Source organism: Flavobacterium aureirubrum (assembly GCF_038739835.1).
GTDB lineage: Bacteria > Bacteroidota > Bacteroidia > Flavobacteriales > Flavobacteriaceae > Flavobacterium > Flavobacterium aureirubrum.
Genome location: NZ_JBCGDO010000024.1, coordinates 25,884 through 39,908, shown reverse-complemented (window position 1 = coordinate 39,908; position 14,025 = coordinate 25,884). Strand labels below are relative to the sequence as shown.

Genomic DNA, 14,025 nt, shown 5'->3' with positions numbered 1-14,025 from the left:
AAAATAATTTTTTACTATATTTGACATAGATATTGGTTGTTTTGCGACTTCAAGATACTGCATTTCAGTATCTTGACCAATATCTAATCAATTTATTTTACTTCAAATAATTACACCCAACGGGTTAAATCGTAAAGAACATTTTAAAGCAATCTGCTTATTAAATTATTGGATTATATTTGTCGAAAATTGAAGAATGTCAAAGAACATAACACCATATAAAGATTCCACTCTCGGAAAGAAAGAACAAGTAACTCAAATGTTTGACACCATTTCTTCTGATTATGATGGATTAAACAGAGTTATATCACTTGGCATTGACGTGAAGTGGCGAAAAAAAGTAGTGGCACTCGTCGCTGCAAAAAAGCCCGAAAATATTCTTGATATCGCCACCGGAACTGGCGATTTAGCTATTTTAATGTCAACCACTTCTGCCAGTAAAATTGTGGGATTGGATTTATCATCGGGCATGTTAGATGTGGGTAAAGATAAAATTCAGAAAAAAAATCTCTCTCAAAAAATAGAAATGGTGCTTGGCGACAGCGAAAGTATTCCTTTTCCTGACAATCATTTTGATGCAATAACGGTTTCTTTTGGTATTCGAAACTTTGAAACTTTGGAAAAAGGATTAGCCGAAATACATAGAGTTTTAAAACCATCAGGAATTTTAGTGATTTTAGAAACCTCTGTTCCTACCAAGTTTCCGTTCAAACAAGGATATGCTTTTTACACTAAACTTATTCTTCCTTTAATAGGTAAAATATTTTCAAAAGATGACAATGCCTACGGCTATTTATCAGAGTCGGCAGCGAATTTCCCTTATGGAGAAGCATTAAACAATATTTTGAGAAAAGTTTCGTTTATTGAATGTAAAGCGATGCCGCAAACCTTCGGAGTTGCAACAATTTATACCGCTACAAAAAATTAAAACTTACTTTTTTAGCTAAAAAATGAAAAGAATACTTGCGCTTTTATTTTTAATTTCAACTGCAGCCCATGCACAATTTGGAAAAAGTATGTTTGCGAAAGATCCTATTATTAACCTCGAAAATTTTGATAAACAAAGGGTTTACTGGGGCTATTTTTTGGGCTTTAGTAATTTTGATTATAAAGTAGATTATAAAATTCCCGGACAAGATATTAATGTAGTTGGAAATACAGGTTTTAATGTAGGATTAGTAGGCGCATTGCGATTACAAGAATACATTGAATTGCGATTTGAACCAGGATTGTATTACGCCAGCAGAACGCTGACTTATCAAGGTTTTACCAATGAACTTGACGCGTTGAGAGAAGTTAAATCAACCTATATCGATTTTCCTTTATTATTAAAATTCAGCTCATTACGAACAGGAAATGTTCGCCCTTATCTAGTTGGTGGAGTTTCAACCACGCTCAATTTATCGAGTAATGCAAAATCGAAAGATGATAACTCTGAACAAAGATTTAGAGTTAAAACTTGGACACAAAATTACACTTTTGGATTTGGAATAGATTTATACTTTGAATATTTTAAATTCTCGCCTTCTATTAGAGGAGTTTTTGGAATGAACGACGAATTAATAAGAGATGATGATCCAAACAGTCCTTGGACAGGAAATATAGAAGCTTTCAAAACAAGAGCGGTTTTAATAAATTTTACCTTTCACTAGGCATTATTTCCGTGATTTATTGCTGATTATTTCTTCTAAATTCGCTCAAGAAAATAGCGGCTGCGGTTGCCACGTTTAAACTTTCGGTTTTTTGAATGTTACCAAATCTTGGAATTGCAATCTTATTTTTAATATTTTTTTCTAATACTGGTGAAATTCCATTAGCTTCATTGCCAAAAACTAAAATTCCTTCAGAAGGTAATTGTTGTGTATAAATACTTTTCCCGTCCATAAATGTACCAAAAATTGGCAGTGTTGTACTAGAAATAAAATTGTTCAAATCTAGATAATTAACATTCACCCTAGCAATTGAACCCATTGAAGCTTGTACTACTTTTGGATTATATACATCTACTGTTTCTTCAGAACATACTAAATCTTTTACCCCAAACCAATCACACAAACGAATAATCGTTCCTAAATTTCCAGGATCTCTAATGGAGTCTAGAGCAACTAATAATCCATTTTCATGCATTTTACTTTGTGGCGGAATTTTAAAAATTGCTAAACATGAACTTGGCGTATTCAAAGCCGAAATTTTTTTTAATTCCCTTTCATCAATTATTGTTTTCTGTGCAATACTGACATTGTCAAAAATGGTGTCGGTAACATACAAATGTTCCAACACAAAATTTGATTGTAACAATTCTTGAATTACTTTTACACCTTCAGCAATAAACAATTGATGCTGATTTCTAAATTTTTTTAGCTGAAGGCTTGTAATTAACTTTATTTGGTTTTTACTAACCATAAAAACAGTATTTTTGAATCTTATATAAAACTACCCTTGACAAGAAGCATCACAAAAATATCATTAATTATTCTAATAGGACTAATTATATTTGGGTGCAATACCACAAAAAAAGTTCCTGCTGGAAAAAGTCTTCTTACTAATAACGATATTTTCGTCGACGGTAAAAAAACAACGTCTGAAGAAGTCTCTAATCAATTATACCAAAAACAAAACAGTAAATTATTAGGGTATCACTTTCGATTAAATATTTTCAATTTAGCCAAAGAAAAAGCAGACTCATTGTATAAAGCCAAGTTTGTTGCCAACTCAAAAAAATACAATAGGAAAGTGAAATGGCTTTCAAAAAAACAAGTGAAAAGATTAGGTGAATCATTCTATTACAAGGGCATAAATGATTTTTTAAAAAAAACTGGTGAAGCGCCAGTCATTATTGATACTTCGAGTACTAGAAAATCGCTAAAACGATTAAAATCGTATTATTTCAATCGGGGCTATTTTGATGCTTCTACAAAGTACACCATTGATAGTATTGGTGAAAAAAAAGTAAAACTGCGATATGATGTAAAACTGGGAAAACCCTACATGTTAGACAGCATAAATTCCTATATCACCAGTCCACCACTTGACTCTATTTATCAACTTCGAAAAAACAACTCAATTTTAAAAAGCAAAAAACAATATGCCAAAACTGCTTTTGATGAGGAAAGAGCACGAATTACAGAAGATTTTAGAAATAATGGTGCTTTTCGGTTTCAGCAAAATAATATAAATTTCAATATTGATACCATCGTCAAATCGCATGTAGCCAATATTGACGTACTTATTAATGATGAAAACATAAGAATTGATGACACGATGAGAACTGTGCCATTTAAGCTATATAAAATTAGTAAAGTCAATATTTTTACTGATCATAGTCCGGCAAATCCAAATGCAAAAATTAGCGACAGCACTGTTTACAAAGACTTTAACCTATACAGTTCAAACAAGTTAAAATATCGTCCAAAATCAATCACTGATGGCGTATTTATAGTAAAAGGCAGTTATTTTTCGGATACTAAAACATCATTAACTTCAAGATATTTGAGTAATCTGAAAGTTTTTAGCTATCCTTTGATACAGTATATTGAAGATAGCACAGAAGAAAATGGACTAATTGCGAATATTTATTTAACTCCAAGAAAAAAATACACCTTTGGGTTTTCTACCGACTTTACCCATTCTAACATTTTGGATATCGGTGTTGAAGGAAGCACTACTTTTTCTATTCGAAATATTTTTAACGGTGCCGAAACTTTTGAAATTGCGTTTAGAGGAAATATAGGCTCGTCAAGAGACGTGGCAAACCCAAATGACAACTTTTTTAATGTTGCCGAAATAGGAGTCGATGCTAGACTTAATTTTCCTAGATTATTTCTCCCTTTCAAGACAGATAGAATTGTCCCAAAGTCGATGATTCCATTTACCACCATTAGTGTAGGATATTCTAAACAGACAAATATCGGGTTGGACAAACAAAACTTTACCAGTGCTTTAACCTACAATTGGACACCAAAAAAAAACACAAATGTTCGCTTTGACTTACTCAATATTCAGTTTGTAAAAAACTTAAATTCACAAAACTACTTCAACGTTTATGCTTCTTCCTATGATGCCTTGAATGAACAAGCACAAACCTATAACACAAATCCTGATTATGTTAACGGTGGCGATGTAACACAAGATAACTTAATCATCGAGTCGGGAACAAGCGGCTTTATTAATGATGTTTTAGGACCAAACCCTGTGGTTATTCCTTCAGCACAAGATTTTAACATCATTAGAAGCATTGAAGAAAGAAGAAGAAGACTTACTGAGAATAACCTCATTTTTGCTACTAGCTTTTCTTATTCAAAAACTTCTAAAAAAGACCTTACTGATAATGAATTTTACACTTTTAGAGGAAAATTAGAGTCGGCTGGCAACTTGCTATCATTATTATCAAAAAGTTCCAGTCGATTGCAAACTGCGGATGGAAGCAGCGCATTATTTGGCGTAACCTACTCACAATATCTTAAAACAGAATTTGAGTTTATAAAACATTGGGATTTATCGCGAAAAAAAGTAGTAGCAACGAGAGCATTTTTTGGCTTGGCAATTCCTTATGGAAACTCTAATAGTGTTCCCTTTTCTCGAAGTTATTTTGCTGGTGGCTCTAATGATATTCGTGCTTGGCAGTCTTACGGTTTAGGTCCAGGAAGTACAGGCGCTATAAATGATTTTAACGAAGCCAATATGAAAATTAGTGTTAGCACCGAATTTCGTTTTAACATTTTCCAACAATTGTTTGGCGCTCTATTCATTGATGCAGGAAACATCTGGAACGTAAGCGACATTGTAACCGATCCAAAAGCGGTGTTTTCTGGCCTAGAATCTTTAAAAGATACAGCTGTTGGAACTGGATTTGGAGCTCGATATGATTTTAACTTTTTTGTGGTCAGATTAGATTTGGGCTTTAAAACGTATAACCCTGCAAATGCTGAAGGAGAAAAATGGTTAAAGGAAATGCGCTTTGACAAATCAGTGGTAAATATTGGAATAAATTATCCTTTCTAAAATTAGAAATTATTATTTTTGTAACCCTAACCTTAAAATAAACAAAATGGCTCATTCAATAAAACCTGGAGTTGCAACTGGAGACGAAGTTCAAGCAATTTTTAAATATGCCAAAGAAAAGGGATTTGCACTTCCGGCAGTAAATGTAATTGGTTCAAGCACTATAAATGGTGTGCTTGAAACTGCAGCAAAACTAAATGCACCAGTGATTATTCAATTTTCAAATGGTGGCGCGCAGTTCAACGCCGGAAAAGGATTGTCTAATGAAAACGAAAGAGCAGCTATTGCTGGTGGCATTGCAGGAGCAAAACACGTACATACTTTAGCGGAATTGTATGGCGCAACCGTAATTCTTCATACTGACCATTGTGCCAAAAAATTATTACCTTGGATTGACGGCTTGCTTGACGCCTCTGAAAAACATTTTGCCGAAACAGGAAAACCATTATACTCTTCGCACATGATTGATTTATCAGAGGAACCAATCGAAGAAAATATTGAAATTTGTAAAAACTATTTGGCTCGAATGAGCAAAATGGGAATGACTCTAGAAATCGAATTAGGAATTACTGGCGGTGAAGAAGATGGCGTTGACAACTCTGATGTAGACAGCTCAAAACTTTATACGCAACCTTCCGAAGTTTCCTATGCTTACGAAGAATTATTGAAAGTAAGTCCGCGATTTACTATCGCAGCTTCTTTTGGTAATGTACACGGAGTTTATAAGCCAGGAAATGTAAAATTGACACCAAAAATCTTGAAAAATTCGCAGGATTATGTTCAAAATAAGTTTAACACAGAACACAATCCAATTGATTTTGTTTTCCATGGTGGTTCTGGTTCTACTATTGAAGAAATCAGAGAAGCTATTTCCTATGGCGTAATCAAAATGAATATCGATACTGATTTACAATTTGCATTCACTGAAGGAATTCGTGACTACATGACATCAAAAATTGATTATTTGCAAACACAAATTGGAAGTCCTGATGGTGCCGACTCGCCAAATAAAAAACATTACGACCCAAGAAAATGGATTCGTGAAGGTGAAGTAACTTTCAATAAAAGATTAGAACAAGCATTTGCAGACTTGAATAATGTAAACACTCTTTAATTGTTATTAGTAAAAAGTCTCAGTATTCAGTTTCAGAACTGTAGCTACTGCGACTAACTACTAAAAACTGAACACCGAATACTTAAAAATATGGCTTGGTTTAAAAGAACAGAAAAAGGTATCACAACTCCTACTGAGGAGAAAAAAGATGTTCCAAAAGGACTTTGGTATAAATCACCAACAGGAAAAATTATTGACCAAGACGAATTGGCAAGAAATCTTTGGGTAAGTCCAGAAGACGATTTTCATGTGAGAATTGGCAGTAAAGAATATTTTGAGATTTTGTTTGATAACAACGAATTCAAAGAATTGGACGCTAATATGACGTCCAAAGATCCGCTGGGTTTTGTTGATACTAAAAAATATGCTGATCGCTTAAAAGATGTCATGGCTAAAACAGGCTTGAAAGATGCGGTTCGCACTGCTGTAGGAAAATCAAAAGGAAATGATTTAGTAGTTTGTTGTATGGATTTTGCATTCATTGGTGGATCGATGGGTGCTGTTGTGGGCGAAAAAATTGCCCGTGGTATTGACTATTCTATTAAACACAAAATACCGTTTTTGATGATTTCAAAATCGGGTGGTGCTCGAATGATGGAAGCAGCGTACTCATTGATGCAATTAGCAAAAACGTCAGCAAAATTAGCACAATTGGCCGATGCAAAAATTCCTTACATTTCACTATGCACTGACCCAACCACTGGAGGAACAACAGCTTCTTATGCTATGCTTGGTGATATTAATATTTCTGAACCTGGCGCTTTGATAGGGTTTGCTGGTCCAAGAGTTGTTCGTGACACTACAGGAAAAGATTTACCAGAAGGTTTCCAAACAGCTGAGTTTGTTCTCGATCATGGTTTCCTTGATTTTATCACACCGAGAAAAGAATTGAAAGACAAGATCAATTTATATCTCGATTTGATTTTAAATCAAGAGATTAGATAAGTTCAAGTTTTAAATAAATAAAAAAAGACACAAATTCTTCGTTTGTGTCTTTTTTTATAATTTAAAACTTACAAACGAACTACATTCCACTTCTAATCGCTTCAACAGGATCTAATCGCGAGGCAGAAATAGCAGGCAAAATTCCAGCAATTAATCCAATGATGGCTGCCAAACTTGTGCCTAAGATAATATTGGCAAAACTCAATACAAATTCAAATTCAAGGAATTTGGTTAGAACTATGGCAATAACCCAGACTAAAAATAAACCGATAATGCCACCAATTACACAAAGAATTATAGCTTCAAAAAGAAATTGAAAAAGGATAAATTTATTTTTAGCACCCAACGACTTTTGAATTCCTATTAAGTTCGTTCGCTCCTTTACAGACACAAACATGATATTAGCAATTCCAAAACCGCCCACCAAAAGTGAGAACAAACTAATAACCCAACCGCCTAATTTCATATTGCCGATAACACCATCAATCAAATCTGTAAATCCTGATAAAACACTGATAAAAAAATTATTGATTTCACCATCTTTCACACCTCTAAAGTTGCGCAGTTTTTGTGAAATTTCACCTTTCAATGCTTCCATATCGGCACCTTTTACTGGTTTTAGTACTACAACTGGTAGAAGAATTTTATTGTTATCGCCATATATTCTTCTTAAAAATAAGGAAGGAAAAAACACGGAGTTATCATCATTTCCACCCAATTCTATAGCCGACTCACCTTTCTTTTTAGTTACGCCAATTACAATGAAACGCTGACCATACATCCTGATTTGTTTTCCAATTGGGTTAACGTTATCAAATAGTCCTTTCGCAATTTCATAACCTAAAACTACCACTTGTTTTCCCGAGCTAGACTCGGATTCATTAAAAAACCTCCCATCTAAAAACTCCATTCGTTGAATATCATCAAACTCTGAAGTAACGGGAACCATATTAACAGCTTTAACAGTATTATTTTCAAATTTGATATTTTGATTGGATGTGAAATATTGAAAACAGGAATTTTCAATATTGGTCAATGAAGTCTTCAAGAATTGAAATTCCTCAAAACTCACTTTTGGAAATTGTTCTCTTTTCCATTTTGGTACATCACTTGGCCCAAAAGAAATACTTGTGACGTAAACAGTATTCTTATCAAGTGTATTTAAGTCTCTTTTGATTTGTACATCAAGCGAGTCTACGGCAGCTAGAACTGCAATAATAGAAAAAATCCCAATTGTAACCCCAAGCAACGAAAGCATTGTTCGTAATTTGTTATTACGCAAAGCATTCATCGCAAATCCAAGACTTTCTTTTAGTAACCTGAGGTAAACAAGCATAATAGTTTAGCTTTTCTTGGTCAAATTTAAGGTATTAGTGATAAGAAAAAACGAATTGTTACAGAAATTAAAACGAATTATTACTTTTTTAAAAACATTTTACCAATTTTTTATAAAATAAAAGCACACGAAGCACAGCAATAAATACAACTCAATTAAAAGATGGTTTAAAATTTCTTAAATTCCGTTCTTTATTTATGGTTGAATATTTAACAATGAACGACTTTTATTGCAATGACACAGTATTTGTAATTTTCGACTACAAATGTTAAAAACTTACTTTAAATTATTTTTTTTATGCAAAGAAATAGGTATTCTTTTATTAAAATATTCTAGGCCAGAATTTAAAAGTAGTTTAATTTTAAAATAATTTATATTTGTGCCAGTATTTAATTAGTAAAAAGTGAAGTTTTTTAAAAAATTAAAACCAATCCATTTTAATTACACCATCTGATAAAAATTTTTTTAAATACGTTATAAAACTAAAAACCAAAAAAATATGACCAAGAAATACTCTCTATTTGCAATTGCACTTTTGTTTTCGTTATTTTCTAGCATAGAAATGACCCATGCACAAACTCCTACCGTTACAAAAATGCAAAAACGAGCAATCAAAGCTCAAAAAAAAGCATCAAAAAAAGCAACAGTTCCAAAAGTAAAAGAACAAACTGCAACCGAGGTGCAAACACAAACTATTCCTTCTCCTGCTGCACCAACTGGCCCTGTTAAACAAATAAAGATTGAAGATATTGTTAAAAATGGAAAAGATTTGGTTGTACCGAAACCAAATGGAAATGTAAATTGGACACAGCAATATATTGAAGCAGTAGGTCAATCTGTCATTGATAACGAACGATTTAAAAACGCGGCACAAGCTAAATTAATGGCCACAAGAGGTGCAGTAGTTGTTGCACAACGTAATTTGCTAGAAATTGTAAAAGGAGTTCAAATCGTTGGTGAAACCACCGTTCAAGATATGATTACTACTAGCGATTATGTTTATTCTAGAGTAGACGGCATCGTTAAAGGTGCGCAACAAATTGGCGAAGCCAAAGAAAAAAATGGCTTTATTGAAGTGAGATTACGAATGCCAATTTATGGTAAAGAAAGTTTGGCTACATCACTAGACGAACAATCATTAAGCCAAGCTAGAGCTAAAAATGGTTTTGAAAAATCACCATTATTGGCACAAGAGAATACAGAAACTGGTGAAGGAATTGATGGTTCAAACCCAATTTTATTTAATTTAGAAAACTCAGGTGAAATTGACCCATCGATGTATCCTATTGTTGTAGACGATAACGGAAAAGTGTTGTTTGATTTTTCACAGCATTTTAGATTAAAAGAAGGAAAGTTTCCTCAATATTTACAAATGGGAAAAGACGTGCTACAAGCCTTTGGAAATCAAAAAGGGGTTGATATCATCAATATGATTCAAACTGGAAAAGGCGTATTTAAAATTCCAGAAAAATCATCTAAAAATGTTTTTTGGAATAAAGTAGCTCGAATTGCTCAAGATGTAGGTGCAGCTTTATTTAAACTTGTTTTCTAAAATTGGCACTTTTATAGCTAACATCTTTTGTTTAAACATCAATAAACTAACAATAAAATCAGTAATAAAAATCTGTTTTTAATTTAATCAAAATTTTACTTTTAAAATGAAATATAAAGTACTCATACTCTTCTTAATGGTAACCCATTTCAATTTTTCTCAACAAGCAGTTGAAGCAAAAGGAACTGGATTAAATAGAACGGACGCACTTCAAGATGCACTTAGAAATGCAGTATCTCAAGCTGTAGGAGTCAATCTGCGTTCTGAAACTCGCGTTGAAAATTATATGATTATTTCTGATGCTATTGCATCCAATACCTCAGGCTATATTAAAAAATATAATATCCTAAAAGAAATTCCATTTCCGGACCGATTTGAAATTACCATTCAAGCCGAAGTTACAACCAATAGTTTAGAAGCCGATTTTAAATTATTAAGTAAAACTATTGGCGGTGTTCGATTTTTGGTCACTGTAGATCCATCAGTTCAAAACGAGAATGAAAAGAAAGATTTGCAACTCGCTGTAGATAAAATTAATAGCTTTTTAGCCGAACGTTCTTACCGTTATGTAGACCAATCTAGATTAAAAACGCTACAAAACGAAAGAAGTAATTTGATGCAAGACAGTAATCCTCAACTTAGCTATGCGCAACAATTGGCAGTCTTAACCAACGCACAGTTTATAATATTGGTAAGTCAGCTTACAACCTCTGAAGTAAAAGGAGCATTTGACATTGTTCAAGGCAAAAAAGTAGGTTTTCAAGCACGAGCTTTTGATAATTGTACTGGCGAAGGCTTGGGAACTATTACACTCGAAAGTATACCAAAAAGCGGCACAACTACTAGTACATCACAAGCTATCAATCAAGCGGTAGATTTAAACTTTTCAAAACTTATTGGAATGTTTAGCAGTTATATCGGCAACTGGATAAATTCGGGAACGCCATATGAACTTCGATTTTATAACTCTGGAAGTTTTAGGGATTTACGAACGCTTAGAACAAAGTTAAAAGCAGATCAAAGTTTTGGCGGTGACCTTGAAATCGTTTCTGCTAATAATTACACTAAACTAATATGTACTTATAAAGACAAAGCGGATGAACTTGCTGATAAAATTTTAGACTACGCCGATGAAATTCCGACGCTAAAAAAACAACTCCTTGACGTAAAAATGATTTATGGACGACAAATAAATTTTGCACCACAATCATACATAATCCCTAATTTAGTTAAACCAGTTCAACAATAAAATAGAAACACATGAAAACAAAATTACTACTACTTTTATTATTTGCCTCACAACTGTTTTTTGCGCAAACAAGCACGATAACTGTTTTCTCTCAGGAAGGCGAACTTTTTTACGTAATTATAAATGGTGTTAGGCAAAATGATGCACCTTCTACCAATGTAAAAGTTACCGATTTAGACAAACCAAATTACCTGCTAAAAGTAATTTTTGCAGATCAAAGTATTGAGTCTTTAAATCAAAACGTATATCTTTTAGATTACGATGAAAAAAGAGTCAATGTAACCTACAATCTTAAGAAAGATAAAAAAGGTAAAATGAAATTATCAATGAATAGCTTTGATAATGATGTAACGCCATCAAAAGGAACCGCTATTGTAAAATACCATGAAGTAGAAAATCCGATTGCTGTTCCTGCAAAAAGTAATACTAAACCAGCAGCACAAACGACCGAAACTGAGACAACAACCGTTGACATAAATACTGTTGGAATTGGCATTAATACTAAAATCGAAGAATCTGAAGACAATATAAATGTCAATGTCAATATTGGTGGATTAAACACTTCTGTTACCACTAAAACAGAAAGCACTGTGAAGCAAGCGAGACCAAAAGTTGAAAAAGAAGAAATAGTTGCTGAAAAACCTACAACCAATACTACAGTTGTAAAGAGTGCCAAAAAGTGTACTATCCAAATGGCCGCATCAGATTTTCAAAAAGCAAAATCTTCTGTAGAAAAACAATCTTTTGCTGAGTCTAAAATGAAAGTGGCTAAGCAGTTTACTACTGCAAATTGCCTGTCAACTGCACAGATAATGGAAATTATTGGTTTATTTTCATTTGAAGAAAACAAATTAGATTATGCCAAGTTTGCCTACTCTAAATGCGTAGACAAAGAAAATTATTACCAAGTAAATGATGTGTTTAGTTTTTCATCGTCAACAGACGAATTGACTGAATTTATAGAAAATAACAGTGATAATAAATAATTTTACACTTGAAAATAACTACAATACAGTTTAACTTAAAAAGTTGCTACTAAATTTTAGTTATTAGCAAAAATTGATAACTTTATAAAATCACAGTAACAAAAAATGTTGCTGTGATTTTTTTTCTTTTACAAACTAGCGAAATTTCAATAATTTTCAAATTGCAAAATAATCTCAACAAAAAGAAATTTAACCTACTTTTTAGAACAATTTGTTCGCATAAAACTATTTAATTCTGAAAAAAAATAAAATTTATTGTGCTACTTTTGCTTGCTTAACAACACTACAAAATGAGCACAACAAAAACTATTACTTCAGCTTTAATTTCTGTATTTTCAAAAGAAGGTTTAGAGCCAATCGTTCGTAAACTACACGAACAAAATGTTACCATTTATTCGACTGGCGGAACAGAAGAGTTTATCTTAAAACTTGGAATTCCTGTTGTTCCTGTGGAAGATGTAACGTCCTATCCTTCTATTTTAGGCGGAAGAGTAAAAACATTACATCCAAAAATTTTCGGCGGCATTTTAAACCGTCAAGATAACGAAACAGATGTGCGGCAAATGCATGAATACGAAATTCCACAAATAGATTTAGTCATTGTAGATTTGTATCCATTTGAAAAAACAGTAGCTTCTGGCGCAAACGAAGCTGATATTATTGAAAAAATTGACATTGGCGGTATTTCGCTAATTCGTGCAGCGGCTAAAAATTTTAAAGACACAAACATTGTTGCTTCGGTGAATGAATATGCCACATTATTAAACTTTATTTCTACTCAAAATGGCGCTACATCATTAGAACAAAGAAGATTTTTGGCGACCAAAGCTTTTCATGTTTCCTCTCATTATGACACGGCTATTTTTAATTATTTCAATACTAATGATACTTATTTTAAAACAAGTATTGATAATGGACAGGTTTTGCGTTATGGGGAAAACCCGCACCAAAAAGGTTTTTTCTTCGGCGAATTTGACAAAATGTTTACCAAATTACATGGCAAAGAATTGTCTTATAATAATTTATTGGATGTTGATGCCGCAGTAAATTTGATATTGGAATTTAAGGAAAACGAACCCACTTTTGCCATTTTAAAACACAATAATGCCTGCGGATTGGCAACTAGAAGCAATATGAAAGATGCTTATGTAACAGCCTTGGCTTGCGACCCAACCTCAGCTTTTGGAGGTGTTTTAATTGCAAATGGGAATATAGATTTGGCGACTGCCAATGAAATTAACTCACTTTTTTGCGAAGTAGTGATTGCTCCAAGTTATGACGCAAGTGCCATTGCAATATTATCCGAAAAGAAAAATAGAATTATTTTGGTGCAACACGACGTGGAATTGCCTAATCGTCAGGTGAGAACTTGTTTGAACGGTTACTTAATTCAAGACCGAAACACCGTCACCGATGCAAAATCTGATTTAAAAGTAGTGACAACAGTTGCTCCAACAAACCAAGAAATTGACGATTTATTATTTGCATCAAAAATTTGTAAAAACACAAAATCTAACACGATTGTATTTGCAAAAAACAACACGTTAGTAGCATCTGGAACTGGACAAACTTCGCGAGTAGACGCTTTGAAACAAGCTATTGAAAAAGCCAGCACTTTTGGTTTTGATTTAAAAGGTGCAGTAATGGCAAGTGATGCTTTTTTCCCTTTTCCTGATTGTGTTGAAATCGCTCACAAAGCAGGAATTACGGCTGTTATTCAACCTGGCGGTTCCATAAAAGACGACTTGAGCATTACTTTTTGCAACGAAAATAAAGTTGCGATGGTATTTACTGGAACGCGTCATTTCAAACATTAATTTGTTTAACTTTGCGTGTTAAAAT

11 protein-coding genes are annotated in these 14,025 nt (G+C 33.2%); 9 read left to right on the top strand and 2 right to left on the bottom strand.

The window, feature by feature from the left end; all coding sequences use genetic code 11:
• Nucleotides 1-196: 196 nt before the first annotated feature.
• A complete protein-coding gene (ubiE, locus tag WFZ85_RS14035; RefSeq protein ID WP_342696917.1) occupies nt 197-928 on the top strand; it encodes a bifunctional demethylmenaquinone methyltransferase/2-methoxy-6-polyprenyl-1,4-benzoquinol methylase UbiE in 732 nt (243 codons plus the stop codon).
• Nucleotides 929-950: 22 nt separating this feature from the next.
• Nucleotides 951-1,652 carry a type IX secretion/gliding motility protein PorT/SprT gene (porT, locus tag WFZ85_RS14030; RefSeq protein WP_342696916.1) on the top strand — a complete coding sequence of 234 codons (702 nt, stop codon included), beginning with the start codon at nt 951-953 and terminating at the stop codon, nt 1,650-1,652.
• A 16-nt stretch (nt 1,653-1,668) separates the two neighbouring features.
• Here the strand turns inward: porT and WFZ85_RS14025 are convergent, their stop codons facing one another.
• Nucleotides 1,669-2,403 (bottom strand): TrmH family RNA methyltransferase, encoded by a 735-nt coding sequence (locus WFZ85_RS14025; protein ID WP_342696915.1) that lies wholly within the window; start codon nt 2,401-2,403, stop codon nt 1,669-1,671.
• Between the two features lie 36 nt (nt 2,404-2,439).
• On the opposite strand from WFZ85_RS14025, the gene tamL reads away from it, so the two are divergent.
• The 3 genes from tamL (at nt 2,440) to accD (ending at nt 7,060) form a co-directional block, all read left to right on the top strand.
• Nucleotides 2,440-5,001: a translocation and assembly module lipoprotein TamL gene (gene tamL / locus WFZ85_RS14020; RefSeq protein ID WP_342696914.1), complete on the top strand. Its 2,562-nt coding sequence runs from the start codon at nt 2,440-2,442 to the stop codon at nt 4,999-5,001.
• A gap of 46 nt (nt 5,002-5,047) precedes the next feature.
• Nucleotides 5,048-6,115: a class II fructose-bisphosphate aldolase gene (gene fbaA, locus WFZ85_RS14015; RefSeq protein ID WP_342696913.1), complete on the top strand. Its 1,068-nt coding sequence runs from the start codon at nt 5,048-5,050 to the stop codon at nt 6,113-6,115.
• A gap of 90 nt (nt 6,116-6,205) precedes the next feature.
• Nucleotides 6,206-7,060: an acetyl-CoA carboxylase, carboxyltransferase subunit beta gene (accD, locus tag WFZ85_RS14010; RefSeq protein ID WP_342696912.1), complete on the top strand. Its 855-nt coding sequence runs from the start codon at nt 6,206-6,208 to the stop codon at nt 7,058-7,060.
• Nucleotides 7,061-7,139: 79 nt separating this feature from the next.
• Here accD and WFZ85_RS14005 read toward each other — a convergent pair whose 3' ends face one another.
• Nucleotides 7,140-8,396, bottom strand: coding sequence for an ABC transporter permease (locus tag WFZ85_RS14005; RefSeq protein WP_342696911.1), 1,257 nt, complete (start codon nt 8,394-8,396; stop codon nt 7,140-7,142).
• 499 nt (nt 8,397-8,895) lie between these two features.
• Here WFZ85_RS14005 and WFZ85_RS14000 point away from each other — a divergent pair, with 499 nt between their 5' ends.
• The 4 genes from WFZ85_RS14000 to purH all read left to right on the top strand — a co-directional run bounded on the left by WFZ85_RS14000 (nt 8,896) and on the right by purH (nt 14,000).
• Complete coding sequence (locus WFZ85_RS14000) at nt 8,896-9,948, top strand: LPP20 family lipoprotein (protein WP_342696910.1); 1,053 nt, start codon at nt 8,896-8,898, stop codon at nt 9,946-9,948.
• A gap of 106 nt (nt 9,949-10,054) precedes the next feature.
• Complete coding sequence (locus tag WFZ85_RS13995; protein ID WP_342696909.1) at nt 10,055-11,197, top strand: hypothetical protein; 1,143 nt, start codon at nt 10,055-10,057, stop codon at nt 11,195-11,197.
• Between the two features lie 11 nt (nt 11,198-11,208).
• Nucleotides 11,209-12,183 carry a DUF4476 domain-containing protein gene (locus WFZ85_RS13990; RefSeq protein WP_342696908.1) on the top strand — a complete coding sequence of 325 codons (975 nt, stop codon included), beginning with the start codon at nt 11,209-11,211 and terminating at the stop codon, nt 12,181-12,183.
• A 290-nt stretch (nt 12,184-12,473) separates the two neighbouring features.
• The gene (gene purH, locus WFZ85_RS13985; protein ID WP_342696907.1) at nt 12,474-14,000 is read left to right on the top strand and encodes a bifunctional phosphoribosylaminoimidazolecarboxamide formyltransferase/IMP cyclohydrolase; all 1,527 of its coding nucleotides are present in this window, start codon (nt 12,474-12,476) and stop codon (nt 13,998-14,000) included.
• The last annotated feature ends 25 nt before the right edge of the window (nt 14,001-14,025 follow it).

Bases quoted from the DNA above. Each gene is read 5' to 3' on its own strand.
- WFZ85_RS14005 (WP_342696911.1), bottom strand. From the start codon at position 8,396: ATGCTTGTTTACCTCAGGTTACTAAAAGAAAGTCTTGGATTTGCGATG.
- purH (WP_342696907.1), top strand. From the start codon at position 12,474: ATGAGCACAACAAAAACTATTACTTCAGCTTTAATTTCTGTATTTTCA.
- ubiE (WP_342696917.1), top strand. From the start codon at position 197: ATGTCAAAGAACATAACACCATATAAAGATTCCACTCTCGGAAAGAAA.
- WFZ85_RS13990 (WP_342696908.1), top strand. From the start codon at position 11,209: ATGAAAACAAAATTACTACTACTTTTATTATTTGCCTCACAACTGTTT.
- WFZ85_RS13995 (WP_342696909.1), top strand. From the start codon at position 10,055: ATGAAATATAAAGTACTCATACTCTTCTTAATGGTAACCCATTTCAAT.
- fbaA (WP_342696913.1), top strand. From the start codon at position 5,048: ATGGCTCATTCAATAAAACCTGGAGTTGCAACTGGAGACGAAGTTCAA.
- porT (WP_342696916.1), top strand. From the start codon at position 951: ATGAAAAGAATACTTGCGCTTTTATTTTTAATTTCAACTGCAGCCCAT.
- WFZ85_RS14000 (WP_342696910.1), top strand. From the start codon at position 8,896: ATGACCAAGAAATACTCTCTATTTGCAATTGCACTTTTGTTTTCGTTA.
- WFZ85_RS14025 (WP_342696915.1), bottom strand. From the start codon at position 2,403: ATGGTTAGTAAAAACCAAATAAAGTTAATTACAAGCCTTCAGCTAAAA.
- accD (WP_342696912.1), top strand. From the start codon at position 6,206: ATGGCTTGGTTTAAAAGAACAGAAAAAGGTATCACAACTCCTACTGAG.